The sequence below is a fragment of the Gloeobacter kilaueensis JS1 genome, from assembly GCF_000484535.1.
GTDB lineage: Bacteria > Cyanobacteriota > Cyanobacteriia > Gloeobacterales > Gloeobacteraceae > Gloeobacter > Gloeobacter kilaueensis.
In genome coordinates this window covers 2,866,764-2,883,711 of the sequence record NC_022600.1, presented here as the reverse complement: position 1 = coordinate 2,883,711, position 16,948 = coordinate 2,866,764, and the positions used below count along the sequence as shown (strand labels likewise).

The window sequence follows — 16,948 nt, the reverse complement described above, 5'->3', positions numbered from 1 at the left end:
GGTGAAAATTTTCTCTCAAGTAATCTGTTCTCGCCGCTCTCAGCCCGGTTGTTGCCATTTTTCGAGCTGGTTGCAGAACGACTGGGCCTGCCTTTCAAGGGCCGCCAGAGTTAACAGGGCCGCCTGCAGCGCTTCGTTCTGGCTGTGCAGTTGCTGGATCAGGCTGGTCTGCAGCGTTTTTTCTGGCGGTGACTGGCAAGAGGGGGGCGCTTCGAGGATACCGCCCGCCTGCCCGGCGAGCTGTCCCAACTCTGCCGCCCAGCGGTGTGCGCCGTCGCCCCGGTGCGCCGCCTCGATGCTGGCGTTGAGGGCGAGCAGGCGAAGCCGGTTGGTGAGCTGCCGGTAATCGTCCAGGGCCGGGCAGGAGGCAGAGCTGGATGCTGTGTCCTGGTAGGTTGCTGCGAGGTGCTGCATAGCGAGAAGCGGAGGCTGCAGGGAGGTGCAGCAGGTGGCAAGTACCTGAGCCAGATCGTCCGCCCCTTTGAGCAGTGCCGCAGCGCTGTCGCTGGTTTGTGGCCGTTGCTCGCAGCCTCCGCTCACCTCCGACGCCGCCCAGCGCAGGTAGCGCCCGGCCACTGCAGCGACGATTGCTACGATCCCAACTGCAGCGAGAGCACCGGCTGCACCGGGTACGGCTGCCTCCCCTTGACCGAACGGATTCCAGCGGGGCCAGAAGAAAGTAAAAACAACCGCCCCGATCGCTGCTAGGGCAAGCACGGCAACGGCAACCGTCTGGCGGCGGCTGAGCAGTTCTGCCGCCGATAGACCAGCGGGGGGTGCAGGAGCGGGGCGGGTCGCAGGAGCCTCGGCGCGAAAGATCGCAGCAAAGTCGCTCTCCTCGGGCGGTGCGACCAGTTCGGGTGCAAGCTGAACCGGGGCGGTAGGACGGGACGGCGCATCTTCGATGACTGGCTGCTGTTGCCTGGGCGCATCGTCAACGATTGGTCTGGGCAGTTTTTGGGGACCAGAAGCGACCGTATCGAAGCGCTGCAGCGCCTTTTGAGCGGCCTGCAACAGTTCCGGCTCGCCTGTAAGGCCGAGCACGACCTCGTACTGCTCGCGGGCCTGATCGGTTCTGCCCCGCTGTTCTTGAACCAGGGCCAACCACAGCCGCAGATTTGCATCTCCCGGTTGCGCTTCGACCAGGGCAACGAACAATCCCTCTGCTACTTCGTACTCCTCCTGGGCAAACGTTTCGATTGCGCGCTGGTAATCGGCGGTGTGGACCATCGGGAGGCTCCTTAGATGTCTAGTCCGGTCGGCAACAAAGCGCGAGCAAGGCCGGAGGTTCAAGGATCGATCGCCCCGCTGCGAGCGAAACGACCGCCTCGACAGCGTTCACGGCAAGGGCGAACCGCCCGCCTGCGGGCTCATTGACGACGATGGCAGGCCAACAGGAGCGCTGGGCTGTTATCAACCTGCCCTCAAGGGGGCCAGCCGGATCGATGAGCCAGAACAGCTCGCCGTCACGACCGAAAATTCCCACTACCGCCGCCGGGGTACCCGGTAGGGTTGTCACCTGGCAAGCAGCCAGCTCGATGACCTCGCAGACCACTGAGGCTGCCAGGGCGTAGCGACCGGAGCCACCCAGATCGAACGTCAGATAAGCCTGGCCGGTGGCAGGGGCTAGAACTTTCACGCGGCAACCTCCACAAGCGGATCAAAGACGGCGGGCAAAAATTTTTCGATTTGCTCGTTCAGTTCGCGCCCGCTGAAGGGCTTGGCCAGCACGGCGGACGCTCCGGCGATCCGGGCACGGGCATCCGGCAGTGCCCCGGCTTCGGCGGTAAGCAGAACGATCGGCACCGTCCTCAAGTCAGGCTTTTGCCTGAGCAGGGGGCAAAGTTCGTAGCCGCTCAGCCAGGGCAGCTCCGCCGCCAGCAAGATCAAAGCCGGCGGCTCGCCTGCGAATCGCTCGAACGCCTCGAAGGGATGGGCGATGGCCTGAACGCTGTAGCCCCGCTCCGCCAGCAGTGAAGAGATATACTTTTGGACAGCAAGGCTGCTATCGATGCAGCCGATGCAGCCGGAACGAACGGGCGGCGCGGCTGCCCCACCGGTCAGCTCGATCCAGCCTTCGGCGAGATACGGAGCAATCGCCTCGCCCACCGCCACCGCGTCGCGGCCCAAAAACCGCCCCAACCGCCGCAGGCTGTATTCGCCGTTCAGCCACTGGCTGAGCTGCTGCCAGACCGGGGCACTCACCGACTGCTGCAACTTCTGGGCCTCGACGATGCGTGGGCAGACATCGAGGGACATTAACAAGGCGCGCAGCGGTCGCCAGGCGCTCAGCCGTTCATCTGCCTCTATGAGCAGCGTTTCAAGATCCCAGCCCCACCCCACCGGCGGCAGACGGACGGCTGGATCGAAACAAAAGGTTCCGCCGTCGCTACCCAATAGCTCGAACAGCACCTCCGCCGCCATCGCCCGCAGCGGCGCTTCGGCTCGATCAGGGGCAAGGCCGCCCCTTTCGATGAGTTGCAGGACCGGCGGCGACCCGACGCAGCGCTCCACCTCGACGGCAAGGGAACTGGCGTAATCGTGCAGCGCTTCGAGACTATCGATGGCACTTGCCGCAAGCAGGCGGCCTTCGGCAAAAAGCAGCGACCAGCCGCGTTCCTGGCCGTCCTCGATCAATAGCTCACCACTTTGAGCGCTCCTGGCTATTCCCCTCAGCAAGCCGGGCAGATGAGAGCCGTCCAGTTGACCACGCATATTGCTATCCCCAGGCACGGGCCGATCTTCTCAGCCCCGGCCCCTGTGATCTTTTTCCGGACAGTGCCGCACGCCCACACCAGAGAAAAACCACTCTGGCGTGGGCGAGGAGCGGCCCGCGAGCTAGCTTGAAGCCAGCTTTCCGCGCCAAAGGACATCCACCGTGCGCCACCTGACCACAGATTCGAGCCCGCAACTCACTGCCCTGCTGGCTGAGATCGCCCGCTGCGAGCAACACCGACAACTGCTCGACGAGCTGAGCGGCAGCGAACCGCAGGCCCGGCAGGCCCTCGATCGCAGGCGGCAGGAGTACGCGCAGTGCGAAGCCTTTCTGCGCGCCCAGTCCGAGGAGTACGCGCAGCGCGAGGCAGAAGTCACCCGGCTCGATCCACAAAGCTTTGAAGCCCAGGCGCACCTGGCCCTGCGCACTTCCCTCGGCCACCAGCGGCGCTCATTGGCCAACCGCAAGGCTGTCCTCGATGAGCAGGCGGCCCGGCTCGTTCCCCTCAGCCTGAGCGCCGAGGCGGTGCAGCGGCTTTACGAACACCTGGATCGCTGGCAGAGCACCTTGCAGCAACAACTGCGCCAGTTCGACGATAGATCCGGGGCAATCGCAGCCCAGTCCGTGAGACTTGCCACTCCCCAACAGGTGTAGTAGTAATAGCTCAACGCCTAGCAGGAAAGACCGATGCTCGGAATGTACCGCCTTCGCCGCACCCTGGTGTGGCTGTTACTCTCAGGAGCGGTGTTGAGCGCTCCGGCAGCCGTTCAGGCCCGTCCGCCTCTGCCTGTCGCCTTTGATCTGCAGCTTGTAGATTCGCCGAAGGCAATCGTAGACGAGGTCTGGCAGACGGTCAACTCCGAGTACGTCGATGCGACCTTCAACAAGCAGGACTGGCAGCGGGTCCGCCAACAACTGCTCAGCCGCGAGTACGCGAGCAAAGCGGACGCCTACAAGGCGATTCGCACCGCCCTCGAAGGGCTGGGCGATCCGTACACGCGCTTTTTAGAGCCGCGCGAGTTTCAGGCATTGACCGAAGAAACCTCCGGCCAGCTTATCGGTGTCGGCGTTACCCTGCGCCCGCCCTCCCCCGATCGCCGCCTGCCCCAGGTCGTAGCGACCGTAGCCGGTGGTCCCGCCGCCAGAGCCGGCGTACACGTCGAAGATCAGCTGGTGGCCGTCGATGGCCGTCCGACCACCGATGTGCCGCTGCCGGAGGTGACGCGCCGCATCCGGGGCGAGAACGGTACGCAGGTCACCCTCACCGTTCTGCGCAACCGCAAGCAGAAGATCAAATTTACTCTCACCCGCGCCCCTATCGAATTGCCGGTGGTCACCGCTGCCCTCAAGAGCGAACAGGGCCAGAAACTGGGTTATATCCGGCTGGCAGAATTTTCTGCCAGAGCCACCTCCCAGGTCAAAAAAGCACTTCTCTCTCTCAGGCATCAGGGTGCCCAGGGCTGGATCTTCGATCTGCGCTCCAACCCCGGCGGTGCGGTCGATGCGGCGATCGGCATCGCCAATCTCTTTCTTGAAAACGGCAACATCGTCTCAGTCATCGACCGCGAGGGCGTCCAGGATACGGTGGCCTCCGCCCACCGGCCCGTCAGCAGCCTGCCGATGGTCGTCCTGGTCGATGGCGGCTCCGCCTCAGCGAGCGAGATCCTGGCCGGTGCCCTGCAGGACAATCGCCGGGCCACCCTGGTCGGCACCAAAACCTTTGGCAAAGCCCTCGTTCAGCAGATGAACGCCCTCTCCGACGGCTCGGGGCTGAATGTCACCATCGCCCACTATCTGACGCCCGCCGGTCAGGATATCGGCCACAAGGGGCTGAACCCGGATATTGTGGCCCCTTTTCCTGAGCAGCTGCGCAAAAAATTTACGATCGAACAGGTCGCCACCGCCGCCGATCCCCAGTACAAACAGGGCACTACCACTCTGCTCAAAGCCCTCACCCCACCCCCGCAGGCGACCAGTCCTTCTTCTCAGAGCCGTTCGGGAGCCCAGGTGCCGTAGACTGTTTCTTCTCAGCGCTGCTGCAACCGCTGAAGCGCAACCGGCAACAACCCGCCATTCGCCGATAGCACCTCAGCGCAAAGCTCAGCCCTCTGGCCACTCCAGTGCATGAGCAGCGCCACTTTTACCCGCCGCCCACTCGCCTCCAGGAGCTGAATGGCCTGGGCCCGCTCCAGTTCTGTCAGCGTCGTGAGAATGCGCGCCGCCCGGTCGTAGAGCTTTTGATTGGTGACTGCGACATCGACCATCAAATTGCCGCAGGTCTTGCCCAGACGGACCATCGCCCCGGTCGAGAGCATGTTGAGCACGAGCTTGGTGGCTGTACCGGCCTTCAGGCGCGTCGAACCCGCGAGAATTTCCGCTCCCACCGGCACCCGAATCTCGATGTCCCACTGCGCCGGGATCTGCTCTGTCGGCACGCAGGCGACAAAGACCGTTGCTGCACTGACCTGCCGGGCGTAGCCCAGGGCACCGAGAACGTAGGGAGCCGTCCCCCCGGCACTGATCCCGACCACCACATCCCCTGCCTCCAGATGGCGGGCTGCCAGATCCGCAGCACCGGCCAGCGGATCGTCTTCTGCTCCTTCGACGCTGCGGGTCAGGGCACTCACTCCCCCGGCGATGATGCCCTGAACCTGCTCAGGAGCGGTACAGAAAGTCGGTGGGCACTCGCTTGCATCGAGGACGCCCAGCCTGCCGCTGGTGCCAGCCCCGATATAAAAAAGCCGGTGCCCCCTACCGAGGGCCAGCGCCACCCGGTCGATCGCCTGGGCGATCGCCAGCCTGGCCGTGCGCACCGCCGGCACCACCAGGGCATCTTCATCACAAAACAACTCGACCAGCGCGGGAGTGTCGAGCTGGTCGAGGTTGATGCTGTTGGGATTGATCTGCTCGGTGAGCAGGTGGGCGCGCTCGCTCATCGCAGCGGACGGTTCGGCAGCCACTCAGCGGTGTACTGTACCGCGTCGGCGACCGCAATCGTGCCAGGCTGCATCATGCCGTCGATACCGGCATCCGCCCGCTTGATCGTGTCTGCCCAGGTCGGAATCGTCCGATTGAAGCGGCCCTCCTGAATCGGCTGGTAGTTGAGGCCGCCCAGATTAAAGGCCACCGCCGTCACCAGCAGTGTGCCGCACCAGACACCCAGGGTCGAGAAGACGCCCAGGGTGGCTGCGATCGTCCGGGGATTGACGAGGCCCACGGGGCTGATGGCGAGCCGCCAGACATAGTTGTAACCGCCCCAGAGACTGTAAGTTTCGATCAGATCACCCGCCCCTGCTGCTTCGTCGCTGCTCCGACTGACCAGAGCCGAGGCGGACACCGAGCCGTCGAACGCGCTCAAAAGTGCTGCCCCCAGCACGCCGCTCACCGCCAGCATGTGCAGCGGATGGTTGAGAATGTCGTGCTCAGCCTGCAACTGCAGCATCCAGTTGAATGTGCCTGTAATCCCCAGGGGCATTCCGCTTGCGAAGGCTCCCTGGCCAATCGGGTAGATCAAAAAGACAGCGAAGGCCGCCGAAGCCGGAGCGCTGAAGGCAATGGCGATCCAGGGACGCATCCCCAGCCGGTACGAAAACTCCCACAGCCGTCCCAGATAAGCGGCGACGGCGATCAAAAAGTGCAACACGATGAGCTGGTAGGGGCCGCCGTTGAGCAACCATTCGGTAACCGACGGTGCCGACCAGATGGGATATAAGTGCAACCCGATTGCCGGGGAAGTAGGCAGCACTGCCGCAGTGATCACATTGTTGCCGTCGATGAGCGAACCGCCCATCATCCGGCCCAACCCGTCGATCACCACCGGCGGAGCCGCGATCAGGGCAACCACAAAGCAACTGGCCGCCGCGAACATCGTCGGAAAAAGCAGAACGCCAAACCAGCCCACATAAAAACGGTTCTCAGTGCTGGTCACCCAATCGCAAAAATGATCCCAAGGTCCCCTGGAACGCCGGTTTTCAACAACTGCGGCCACGGTCTTCTCCCTGGCTTCAACTCGTCATCTTATTAGTAGCAGCTTGAAGCCCAGGGCAGGGGCCAGTTATGACCTCTTGTAACCTTTAGAAAGTAAGCACTCAGACTCCCGGCGGTTCCCGCCCAGTCCCTGAAAATTGCTCACTACTTCTCTACAAAAAACTTAATGGATTTAGACGAGATCGAGTGCTCAAATGACTTGTAAGATGCGGGGCTGCGCTCGCAAACTGTTTTAAGTTGGAGGACGGTACGGATGACTCTCAATTACCAGGAAGATTTTCTCGGAATCGACCGGTTTTTTCAAGAAGCGGTTTACCACGATCAGACGGACCTGAACGCTGCCTCCTCGATCGAAGTGGAGATTTACGAGCACGAGTGCATGTACCCCACCTTCGCCGAGATTGCCCGCCAGTCCGGGGCGCTCGAGGTGGCCGGCATGTTCGAGGCGATTGCCCGCGAGGAGAAGGAGCACGCCGAGCTGTTGCGCGAACTCTATCCGCAACTGGAGATCAAGGATTCTCCCGAGACGACCGAGGCCCGGCGACTCGTCGGCGAGATCGAGGCCCAGATGGAGTTGGTCAGCAGCGATCCGCGTGGACTGCGCCGCGCCCTCGAGACCGCCCTCGAGGTCGAATCGATCGAAGCGACCAAGACCTATCCGGCCTTTGCCCGCCTCGCCCGCGAGCAGGGCAAAGAAGCGATCGCCCAGCGCTTCGATGCGATCACAGCCAGTGAACAGCGCCACATGCAGTGGGTGCAGCGGGCGCTTGAGCGCCTGGTGGCTGTCTAGTCACGGATAAAAGCCGACAGCGGGCAGGCCCAGCATCTCCTCCCAGCCCTGGTTGAGGTTCATCGCCTGGATCGCCTGCCCCGACTGGCCTTTGACAAGATTGTCCACCGCCGAGAGCACGACGACCCGCTCGGTGCGCGGATCGACTTCGAGGCCGATAAAGCAGGTGTTGGTGCCGCTTGCCCACTTGGTCTGCGGGTAGACGCCGCTGGCGAGAATCTGCACCGCCGGGGACTGGCGATAAAAAGCAGCGTAGATCGTGAGCATGTCCTCGCTCACCAGGCCGGGGTCGCGCAGCTGGGCGTAGAGGGTGACGAGCATCCCCCGCGCCATCGGAATCAGGTGCGGTGTGAACTGCACCTGCACTTCGGTACCGGCCAGCTCCGAGCAGATCTGCTCGATTTCTGGGATGTGGCGGTGGCGGGCGACGTTGTAGGCAGCGACGCTGCTGTCCGCTTCGGCGAAAAGTGAACTGGTCTTGAGGGTGCGCCCAGCCCCTGAAACGCCGGACTTGGCATCGATGATCAAACTGCGCGGATCGATGAGTCCCTGCTTGAGCAGGGGTGCCGCCGCCAGGAGCGAAGCGGTGGGATAACAGCCCGGACAGCCCACCAATCGGGCTGTCCGGAGGCGCTCGCGGTACAGTTCCGGCAACCCGTAGACCGCCTCGCGGGCAACGGCTGTATCCTGCCGCTCGCCGCCGTACCAGGTCTGGTAGGTGGCGAGGTTGACGAAGCGGTAGTCCGCCGAAAGATCGAAGACCCGGCAGCCCCGCTCCAGCAACGGGGGGGCCAGGGTATAGGCGACCCCGTTTGGCGTCGCCAAAAAAACCACCTCGCAGCGCCCGGCTATCTGCTCGATATCGATGGCCTCACAGACCTGGTCGATGCGGTGCGCCAACTGGGGGTACAGTTCACCGAAGGGCGTACCGGCGTTCTGGTGGGCTCCGAGAAAGGCGATCTCCACACCCGGATGATCGAGCAGCAGCCGCACCAGCTGCACCCCCCCGTATCCGGACGCACCGACAATCCCGACCTGCAGTTTCTCTGGCATCGTCAACCCGCCCCTGGCAACCGATCGTCCGGCCATCAGTGTAATGCCTGGACCGGCAATTGCACCGATGCTGAGCGGGATTCTCATCGCAAAACCGCTTCTCGCAAAAATTTACGCTAATTTACATACTTTTGAGCCTTCGCTCACCTAATAATAGGGAGAAGTACTTAAACAGGCCAGCTCTATGGAAACACTGATCTACGGAAGCTATGTGGTGGCAATTGGTGGAGCGATCCGGGCGGTGGATGGCCGCTTTCTCAACGCCCTGGCCCTGCTTCCCGACGATCAGTATCGTCCGTTGATTGGCTGGCTGTTGGCGGTGATCTATCTGTGTCTGGGCTGGGCCTACATCGAGCTGGTCCACGTCTTTGACGCTCCGGCGATCGGCATCTCGGTGGGCTGGATCGGGATGAGCTGGTACCTCATCGATCGGCACCTCAAATCTCCGGACGCTCAAGATCACGCCTACGCCTGGGTGGGCAATCATCTGCTGTTGTCCGGAGCCTTCTTTTTGTTGCTCTGGCTCGAACGCAGTTTGATCGAGGGCCGACTGATCGCCTGAGACCCAATTCTCAAAGCTTGCTCAGCACCGACACGGTGGCAACGGCGTAGTCGCGGTCGTGGCTGAAGCTGACCTGCCAATCGAGCGGGCCATAGCGTTCTACCCGCCGGGCGGCCCTGCCGTGCAGGTGAATCGTCGGTTCACCGGAACCCAGACGCACTACCTCGATGTCCCGGTAGCCCACTCCCCGCCAACCGGTACCGAGCGCCTTGCTCACCGCCTCCTTGGCTGCCCATCTTCCTGCCAGCCGACTTGCCAGGTGGCGCTTTGCTGAGAGGGCGTAGCCCTGTTCGTGCTCGGTGTAGACGCGGTCGAGAAATTGCTCGCCGTAGCGCTCGTAAAGATCCGCGATCCGGGGAATATAGACGAGGTCGGTGCCGACGCGGTGAAGAAAGACCATTGGAAGCGGTGAGACAGGCTTGCGATGCGCCCGACAGGATTCGAACCTGTGACCGTTCGATTCTAGAAGATCGGGGCAGGAGCGAGTTAGACTGCTTTCGAATTACCAGTTCTGGGGCGGAACCTTGGTGTTGCTCAAAGTACGGCCTACCGCCTCTACAACCATCCGGACGTTATCCCCCGGCCAGAGGTCATCGATGCGATCTGTCGGACCTACCATCTGCAGCCCGGCGAGCTCTCGAGTACATCCCCAACGGAGACCAGGAGAGCAAAGATGACTAGCACCAACCCGCCCATTCGGGGGGCAGGCGAGCAGCCCGAGAACTGGAGAGAGCGGCTGGATCGCGTAGAGGCGATCGTCGCTTCTAACAGCGAGCAGATAGCGGCCACCCAGCGTCAGGTCGATGCCAACAGCCTCGCCATTGCGGATCTGGCGCTTCGCACAGATGCCAACAGCACCGCCATCTCCCGCCTGGAAGCAGCCCAGACCGCCTCAAATCAGCGAATGGACGACCTCACCGAGCGAGTGAACATTCTTTCTGAGCGGGTGAGCGACTTAACCCGCATGGTGGAGCAGGTGAGCCGGATTGCCCTTGCCACGTTCCAGCGCATCGACGCGATGCAGTCGGAGATCCGGGAACTACAGACAGAGAACCAGCGAGTACTCGACATCCTCAAGGGCGGGCAGGACGGCCAGCAGTAGGATGGTCACTGTCGCATTGATTCACCGCTTCGGCATCCTTGGCAAGGTGGTGAGCGGGCTGCTAGTGCTTCACGGTGATAACGGCTTAGTGTTCACCAGCCACACTCGTACGGTGAAATCTTACGGGTTGATGCAGGAGTTTATCACGCCCCGTACACGATCGAGCAGAACGGCATGCTCGAGAGGTTAAGTCGGGCATTTCAAGAAGGAGTGCACCGGGCAGCATCGGTTTGAATCGTTGTCACAGACCCAAGCAATGCTCAGTTGCTAAGTGTGTCACTACAACCAGGAACAGCCCCATCAATCGCTGGAGTATTGTTCACCTGTTGTACTGCTCCCAAAGCACCCAGCAATCACCTGAACAGCGCAGATCCCAGAGGGCCGCTACAACTTTATGTGGGAGTTTACCTGCTTGTCTGATGGTGCTTACCGCTGTTCCCAGAGGAGGTCGAAGAATCAGCCTGCTCGAGCATTGGTCAAACGTTGCAGCATTAGGATATCAGCAAATCGATTTGCAGAGAGCAACTTGGCAGAACTGTCTACTCAGCTTTTGAAGAAGGTGCATAATTTCAGAAAAAATGCATAAAGGTTTAAAAGGTACACTCCTATCTTTTTTGTGAGAAATTTCCTTCCCCCTCCCAGAACCTGTAATACCGACGTACTTCTGAAAACAATATGAGTTTGGAGGACAGCATGACTGATCTCAAACAGCCGAAAAACAAGCAGCCCGGAGACAAAGCTCTTGCTAAAATTCTTGCCGGAGTAGCAGCTATTGTTGCAGCAGGAAGCGGTATTTACTTTCTTTCAACGGGTAATCGTTCACAGACGACTGCCACTACATCAGGTTCCGGCAGTCCGAGTAATATATCTGAGACACAAACAGGAAATAATACCAACAGCCCAGTTACAACGGGCGGTTCAGGTACAACAATAGACTCTAACACGGGGGCTGCCGTAAGAGATATAAAAGCCGATACAGTCACAATTAATATAAAAAGCAACGATGAACTCCCCGGATACTTCCCTCAAGAAGGATTCAAAGCTCCGCCTTTGCAGTTAGAAGGTATTGACACTAGTGGTATTCGGATGCAGAACCGACTTATACTGGGGGAAGACAACATTGTTTTTCAAACGGGTAGCGTTCCCGTTAGGGGCAAGGTTTATGACACAGTCTTCAGTGTAAGTAGTTATTTAAACCAGCCTAAAAAGCAGATCGAGTTTCGGTTAGACGGGACTGAAAAAGGATTTCTGCTGCAGTTTGGCCTATCTGATACGTCTTATGGTGATCCTCAGGTCGAGTTTCAAGTGGAAATATGGGTTGGCAATCAGCTAGTTTGGGCTGAATCTTGTAAATATGGAAGTGCAAAGCAGATCCGATCTGTTCCTGTAGGTTTTGGTGAAAAGGTGAAAGTTTCAGAGAACGATGTCTTGAGAATCGTCTACTATGTATCTCAGCAAACAGGTGCCGGTAGTGGCGCTGTGAACAGATTGTATTTCACGAAAGCTATACTGTTCTCTAATCAAGGATAGATCAGCAAGTACATCGGCAATGAGTTCGCTCATCAAATATATTCTGTGCGATGCGCCCGACAGGATTCGAACCTGTGACCGTTCGATTAGAAGTCGAATGCTCTATCCCCTGAGCCACGGGCGCGCCTTTTGCATTTTAATCTGCCTGGTTGGTTACTCGTGCTCGAAGTTGCCGACGATGAGCGTGTCGAGGTTGCGCGTGCGCCTGAGCACCTGCTCGATCACCGAGCCGTGCAGGAGTTTTTCCAAATGGGAGCGGCGCGATTCGCCCAGCACCAGAAGGGTGGCCGCCTGCTCGTGGGCAAGACTTACGATTCGCTCAGCGACGTTGCTGGCCGACAGCTCGATAAAGCTGCCCCCGAGTTCGGCGCTCAGCCGACGCACGCCATCGAGTTGCCGTTTTTCGGCCTCGCTCAAGGCCGAACCTGTCGTCTGAATATAGGTGACGACGAGGGCAGCGCCCAGCCTGCGGGCGATGCGCGCCCCCCGGCGAATCAGTTGCTGGGCGTTGGACCTGAGGTTGGTGCAGACGAGCACGCGCTCTTCGGTGGGTGTGGCTGTATCGAATTTGCGGGCCGTGCAGTCGTCGGCCACCTCTCTTAGAGCCAGTTCTCTAAGGGCGATCAAATTTTCGGCGCGAAAAAAATGGCTCAGCGCCTGTTCGATCTTGGCCGGAGCGTAGATCTTGCCTTCGCGCAGCCGCCGCTGCAATTCGTCGGTAGTGAGATCGATGAGCACCACCTCGTCGGCGCATTCGACCACCAGATCCGGAACGGTTTCGCGCACCCGCACGCCGGTGGTGCGCTCGACTAGAGTGTTGAGGCTTTCGAGATGCTGAATGTTGAGGGTCGAGATCACATCGATCCCGGCAGCCAGGAGAATTTCGACATCCTGGTAGCGCCTGGCGGTGCCGAGGCCGGGCAGGTTGGTGTGGGCCAACTCGTCGAGCAGAACGATCGCTGGACGGCGTGCCAGTACCGCCTCGCGGTCGAATTCGCTGAAGGCGCGGCCCCGGTAGGTGAGCTGACGCCTCGGGATCACCTCCAGCCCGGTAATCAGGGCGGCTGTCTCCGCCCGTCCGTGAGTTTCAATCAGGCCGCAGACCACATCGACCCCGGCAGCGCTGAGGTCGTGGGCCTCCTGGAGCATGGCACAGGTCTTGCCGACGCCGGGAGCCGCGCCCAGGTAGATCTTGTGGCGGCCACAGCCTCGGGTTTGCCGCTCCAGCGCAGCGGGTAAAAAGCAGGTGTGGCTGGGTACGGGCGGACTCGCCGGTGGCGGCAGCGGCCCCACCGATTCGGTCTCACCGACGACCAGGACATCTAAGTTGCTGGTAGAGCGCAACAGATCGTTAATCACCGAACCGCGCAACAGCTGCTCGACCGGCGTGCGCATCGACTCGCCTAAGATCACCTGGGTGATGTGTTTTTCGAGGGCAAAGCCAACCAGCGCCTGAGAGATATTGTGTCCCTGCAGGACCACAAAGTTGCCCCCAGCCCGCTCGCATAGCTGCCGGTGCTCCGCGAGGGTCCGCTGTTGCTCAGCGCTCGGGGTATTGCCGGCATCGACGTAGACGACAAATAGCTCGCCGTCGAAGCGCTCTGCAATCCGAGCGCCCCGGCGGATGAGCCGCGCCGAGGACGGGTTGGTGCTCACCGCCACCAGCAGCCGTTCGCGCACCCCCGCCGGTCCCGCCACACCGCTGCCCTGCCGGACGAGAATCGCATCGTCCACCAGTCCGGCGACGGTGCGCAATGCCAGTTCCCGCAGATAGACCAGCGTGCTGGAGCGAAAAAACTGGCCTCCTGCCTGGAAGCGCGCATCGACTTTGCCCTGGGCCAGCCGTTCGAGCAGTTTTTCGGGACTCGTATCTACCAGTTGGATTTCGTCGGCGGCCTGGACGATCCGCGCCGGCACGCGCTCGTGGACAGCAAAACCGATAAGCCGTCCAGCTGTCTCGGCGACACTCTCCAGGTGCTGGATATTCATCGTCGAGATGACGCTGATCCCGGCGGCCAGCAGCGCCTCCACATCTTCGTAGCGCCTGGTGTGGGAACTGCCAGGGGCGTTGGTGTGGGCCAGCTCGTCGATGATCACCGTAGCTGGACGGCGGGCGAGCACCGCTTCGAGATCCAGCTCTTCGAGGGTGACGCCCTGGTGGAGTGCGCGCCGGGGATCCACCACCTCCAGACCTTCGAGCAACCGGGCTGTCTCGGGCCGCCCGTGGGTCTCGACGATGCCGACCACCAGATCGACGCCCCGGCAGACCAACAGTTGCGCCTCCTGCAGCATCCGCAGCGTCTTGCCGACGCCGGGCGCGTAGCCCAGGTACAGCTTGAACCGTCCGGGCGAAAATTCCAGCAGCGTGCGCAGCAGCGTCTCCGGATCGGGCTGCTCGTCGGATTGTCTGATCATGGTGAATTTTGCTCGGTGGAATTGTAGGGCAAAAGTCCTCGCTCGATGGCGATCACCGCCGCCTGGGTGCGGTCGCTCGCTCCGAGTTTGCTCAAGATGGCGTGGACGTGGACGCGCACGGTGCCGCTGGAGATGTGCAGGTGGCGGCCAATCTCGGGATTGCTCGCCCCACGGGCGATCCACTGCAGCACTTCGCGCTCGCGCTCGCTCAGGCTTACCGTCTGGGTGGGACCGGCCAGGTTCTGCTCGGCGGAGCCAAGCGCTTCGCGCAACTCGGCGAGGACTTTTGAATCGAACCAGCCGTGGCCGGCGCTCACCTCCTCGATCACCCTGAGCAGGTGCTCGGGGGCGATGCCCTTGAGGCAGTAGCCGTCCGCCCCGGCCTGGACCATCTTCTGCACCAACCGCGCTTCGTCGCGGCTGGTGAGCACGAGCACTTTGATCTCGGGGTGGCTCTGCTTGAGCTGCCGGAGCGTCTGCTCGCCCCCCAGCCCCGGCAGGCCGATATCGAGCAGCACCACCTGCACAGGCTGGCGGCGAACAAATTTAAGGGCCGATTCGCCGTCTTCGACCTCGCCCACCAGCACACAGCGCGGGCTGCTCTTGAGGAGCAGGCTGAGGCCCATGCGGAAAACCGGGTCGTCTTCTACCAGTAGTACAGTTGGTCTGGAGGCCATTGCCCTGGGTGCTCGCTTCTTTAGACAACAGAAACCGCCGCCTGGGAGGCGACCGGCAGGCTCACCCCGAAGGTGCAGCCGCCAGTGGATCGATTCTCCGCCCAGATCTGCCCGCCGTGGGCTTCGACGATCTGGCGGGAAAGATAGAGTCCCAGGCCCGTACCGGGTACATCGCGGGTGCCGTCCGACTGGTAAAACCGCTCAAAGATACGGCTCAAGTCGGCTTCGGCTATGCCTGAACCGGTGTCTTCGACGAGCAGACAGTACTCGCGGGGACGGTGCAGCAATCGGACGACCACCTCGCCTTCGCGGGGGGTGTGCTTGATCGCGTTGCTCACCAGGTTAGCCACCACCCGCCCCAACTGCATACCGTCCACCGCCAGGCGCGCCCCTTCGATTCCCTCGTAGCGCAGATCGATCTGGCGGCTCATCGCCAGATCCTGCAGCAGCGTCAACTGCTCGGCGCACAGTTCGTCGAGATCGATAAAGTGGCGCTCGAGGACCAGGCCGCGCTCGTCGTTGCGGTAGATCGACAGCAGCATCTCGACCATCGCCAGTTGCTGGCTGTTACTTTTTTGGAGCACGGCGAGCACCTCCTGCTGCCCGGCAGTGGTAGGACCGAACTGCCCGTCTTTGAAAAAAGCGAGGGTGCTCTGGGTGCCCAAAAGCGGCGTGCGCAGGTCGTGGGTGAGGGTGGCGATAAAGTCGGCGCGCACCTGGGCCAGTTGTTCCTGGGTCTCGATGCGGGCGCGCTGATGGAGCGACTCCTCCTGGATGTGGCGGTAGCTCGCCGCCAGAAAGGCGACGGTGAGCAGGGCGGCCACGGTGATCAGCCGGTCTACCAGGGCAATCGAACTGGGCGGATCAAAACCCGGCACGATCAAGTTGGCGAGGGTCAGCACAACGCTGCCCCCGGTTACCCAGGCTGTGGCGCGGCGGCTGAGAAACCAGTTGGAGAGCAAGATCGGACCGACGTAGAGGTAGCCCAGGATGTACTCCGGCGGCGTCGAGAATTCGACCGCGACAATCGCAAGCAAAATCAAGGCGATATACACCGCAACCGGATTGAATCGAACCATCGCTATCAAGACGTTCTTTCTTCTTTGATAACACTACAGGCAGATCCTGACGATGGCCGATTTCTTGGGCATATATCAGCCGGTTAAAGCTGCTCTTGTTTTGTTGCTGATGCATCCTGTGCTGTCGGTGAATGGAATCAAGCGTTCAGGTATTTCTCATGGGTACGTCCTTGCCCGCCGAGCATCAATGGGTCTGGTTGTTCATCGCGCTCTGGGCCTTTTATATCGCCACCCTGGTCTTCGATAATCCCCAGGCGCGGGCCCTGCGCACCTGCCGCCGGATCGAGCGCGAGCGCGAGCGCCTGCAGGAGGAGCGCACCGAAAAGCAACTGGCCGTCAAATCAGGTTCGATTGCCGACGATTGAGGCAGAAGATGGCCTGTGAACCTCAATTTGGGCCTGCAAGCTTGAAAATGATCTACTCGAAAGTAGCGCATATATCAACTGATATATATCGCCAAGAGTCTTCAGATTTCTGCTGCTTTGATGGCTGCTGGTTTTACTTGGCTGCATCTTTTTGAAAGGAGATCCCAGATGAGCCGTATTGTCGTGGTTGGTGGAGGGCGCTACGGTGTTGCGCTTACCCACACGCTGCTCGAGCAGAACCACAAAATCACCCTGCTCGAAGCGGACCCCGAGAGGGCAGGTGAACTTGCCGCTAAGTTCGGTCGGGTTGTCGTCGCGGGCAATGGCTTAAATCGTCACACGCTCAACGGTGTGATTCACACTGGCCTGCTGGGTCGTGCGGCGGACTGGGTGGTTCCCTGTACCTGTGACGATCTCACCAATCTCACCTGCGCTCTTACCGCTCGTTACGTCAGCTCAAAAGTCAAGATCTGTCTGCGCGTGGAGGATACCAAGCGACTGGCATTCCTGCGTTCGGTCGATAAGGTGATTCCCGCTCCTCTCTACATCCCGCCTGAAACATTCGCTTCAGCCGCCGTCTTGATGCTGCTGTCTTTTGAATCTGCCGCAGAGAAAAGCAGGCAAGGTCCAGAGCACTGGAGCCCTCCGTGACCAACGCTGCCGCCATTGCAA

The 16,948-nt window shown here is 60.9% G+C and carries 18 protein-coding genes, 1 tRNA gene and 1 pseudogene; 9 read left to right on the top strand and 11 right to left on the bottom strand.

What is annotated here, in order from left to right:
* Positions 1-39: 39 nt before the first annotated feature.
* Genes GKIL_RS13405 through GKIL_RS13395 form a run of 3 tightly spaced genes read right to left on the bottom strand, consistent with a single transcriptional unit; the run spans position 40 to position 2,715 of the window.
* A complete protein-coding gene (locus GKIL_RS13405) occupies positions 40-1,230 on the bottom strand; it encodes a tetratricopeptide repeat protein (protein ID WP_023174192.1) in 1,191 nt (396 codons plus the stop codon).
* Positions 1,231-1,249: 19 nt separating this feature from the next.
* On the bottom strand, positions 1,250-1,639 hold the full coding sequence (locus tag GKIL_RS13400) for a chemotaxis protein CheW (RefSeq protein WP_023174191.1): 390 nt from the start codon (positions 1,637-1,639) through the stop codon (positions 1,250-1,252).
* Positions 1,636-2,715, bottom strand: a complete 1,080-nt coding sequence (locus GKIL_RS13395) for a response regulator (RefSeq protein WP_023174190.1) — start codon at positions 2,713-2,715, stop codon at positions 1,636-1,638. The genes GKIL_RS13400 and GKIL_RS13395 overlap by 4 nt, the downstream gene beginning before the upstream one ends.
* A gap of 163 nt (positions 2,716-2,878) precedes the next feature.
* Here GKIL_RS13395 and GKIL_RS13390 point away from each other — a divergent pair, with 163 nt between their 5' ends.
* The gene (locus tag GKIL_RS13390; RefSeq protein ID WP_023174189.1) at positions 2,879-3,370 is read left to right on the top strand and encodes a hypothetical protein; all 492 of its coding nucleotides are present in this window, start codon (positions 2,879-2,881) and stop codon (positions 3,368-3,370) included.
* Positions 3,371-3,403: 33 nt separating this feature from the next.
* Complete coding sequence (locus tag GKIL_RS13385; RefSeq protein WP_023174188.1) at positions 3,404-4,732, top strand: S41 family peptidase; 1,329 nt, start codon at positions 3,404-3,406, stop codon at positions 4,730-4,732.
* An 11-nt stretch (positions 4,733-4,743) separates the two neighbouring features.
* Here the strand turns inward: GKIL_RS13385 and murQ are convergent, their stop codons facing one another.
* Positions 4,744-5,652, bottom strand: a complete 909-nt coding sequence (murQ, locus tag GKIL_RS13380) for an N-acetylmuramic acid 6-phosphate etherase (protein ID WP_023174187.1) — start codon at positions 5,650-5,652, stop codon at positions 4,744-4,746.
* Positions 5,649-6,644 (bottom strand): photosynthetic reaction center family protein, encoded by a 996-nt coding sequence (locus GKIL_RS13375; protein ID WP_071824811.1) that lies wholly within the window; start codon positions 6,642-6,644, stop codon positions 5,649-5,651. Before GKIL_RS13375 ends, murQ begins: the two co-directional genes overlap by 4 nt.
* Before the next feature lie 312 nt (positions 6,645-6,956).
* Here GKIL_RS13375 and GKIL_RS13370 point away from each other — a divergent pair, with 312 nt between their 5' ends.
* On the top strand, positions 6,957-7,493 hold the full coding sequence (locus GKIL_RS13370; protein WP_023174185.1) for a rubrerythrin family protein: 537 nt from the start codon (positions 6,957-6,959) through the stop codon (positions 7,491-7,493).
* On the opposite strand, the gene argC is transcribed toward GKIL_RS13370, so the two are convergent.
* Complete coding sequence (argC, locus tag GKIL_RS13365; RefSeq protein WP_041244761.1) at positions 7,494-8,546, bottom strand: N-acetyl-gamma-glutamyl-phosphate reductase; 1,053 nt, start codon at positions 8,544-8,546, stop codon at positions 7,494-7,496. It lies immediately after the preceding gene.
* Between the two features lie 184 nt (positions 8,547-8,730).
* Here argC and GKIL_RS13360 point away from each other — a divergent pair, with 184 nt between their 5' ends.
* Entirely contained in the window at positions 8,731-9,108 is a 378-nt protein-coding gene (locus GKIL_RS13360; protein ID WP_023174183.1) for a hypothetical protein, read from the top strand.
* 10 nt (positions 9,109-9,118) lie between these two features.
* Here the strand turns inward: GKIL_RS13360 and acpS are convergent, their stop codons facing one another.
* A complete protein-coding gene (acpS, locus tag GKIL_RS13355) occupies positions 9,119-9,508 on the bottom strand; it encodes a holo-ACP synthase (RefSeq protein WP_023174182.1) in 390 nt (129 codons plus the stop codon).
* Between the two features lie 111 nt (positions 9,509-9,619).
* Here acpS and GKIL_RS25920 point away from each other — a divergent pair.
* The 3 genes and pseudogenes from GKIL_RS25920 to GKIL_RS24825 form a co-directional block, all read left to right on the top strand.
* Positions 9,620-9,694, top strand: a pseudogene (locus GKIL_RS25920) (hypothetical protein); the annotation flags it as partial.
* An 87-nt stretch (positions 9,695-9,781) separates the two neighbouring features.
* On the top strand, positions 9,782-10,210 hold the full coding sequence (locus GKIL_RS13350) for a hypothetical protein (RefSeq protein ID WP_041243939.1): 429 nt from the start codon (positions 9,782-9,784) through the stop codon (positions 10,208-10,210).
* Positions 10,211-10,903: 693 nt separating this feature from the next.
* The gene (locus GKIL_RS24825; protein ID WP_023174180.1) at positions 10,904-11,740 is read left to right on the top strand and encodes a hypothetical protein; all 837 of its coding nucleotides are present in this window, start codon (positions 10,904-10,906) and stop codon (positions 11,738-11,740) included.
* A 51-nt stretch (positions 11,741-11,791) separates the two neighbouring features.
* Here the strand turns inward: GKIL_RS24825 and GKIL_RS13340 are convergent.
* The 4 genes from GKIL_RS13340 to GKIL_RS13325 all read right to left on the bottom strand — a co-directional run bounded on the left by GKIL_RS13340 (position 11,792) and on the right by GKIL_RS13325 (position 15,911).
* Positions 11,792-11,864, bottom strand: a tRNA-Arg gene (locus tag GKIL_RS13340).
* Between the two features lie 29 nt (positions 11,865-11,893).
* Positions 11,894-14,155 (bottom strand): universal stress protein, encoded by a 2,262-nt coding sequence (locus GKIL_RS13335; protein WP_023174179.1) that lies wholly within the window; start codon positions 14,153-14,155, stop codon positions 11,894-11,896.
* Positions 14,152-14,832 (bottom strand): response regulator, encoded by a 681-nt coding sequence (locus tag GKIL_RS13330; RefSeq protein WP_023174178.1) that lies wholly within the window; start codon positions 14,830-14,832, stop codon positions 14,152-14,154. Before GKIL_RS13330 ends, GKIL_RS13335 begins: the two co-directional genes overlap by 4 nt.
* A gap of 20 nt (positions 14,833-14,852) precedes the next feature.
* The gene (locus tag GKIL_RS13325) at positions 14,853-15,911 is read right to left on the bottom strand and encodes a sensor histidine kinase (RefSeq protein WP_023174177.1); all 1,059 of its coding nucleotides are present in this window, start codon (positions 15,909-15,911) and stop codon (positions 14,853-14,855) included.
* Positions 15,912-16,069: 158 nt separating this feature from the next.
* Between GKIL_RS13325 and GKIL_RS13320 the strand changes: the two genes are divergently transcribed.
* Positions 16,070-16,276 carry a hypothetical protein gene (locus GKIL_RS13320; RefSeq protein WP_023174176.1) on the top strand — a complete coding sequence of 69 codons (207 nt, stop codon included), beginning with the start codon at positions 16,070-16,072 and terminating at the stop codon, positions 16,274-16,276.
* 168 nt (positions 16,277-16,444) lie between these two features.
* Positions 16,445-16,927, top strand: a complete 483-nt coding sequence (locus tag GKIL_RS13315; RefSeq protein WP_023174175.1) for an NAD-binding protein — start codon at positions 16,445-16,447, stop codon at positions 16,925-16,927.
* The last annotated feature ends 21 nt before the right edge of the window (positions 16,928-16,948 follow it).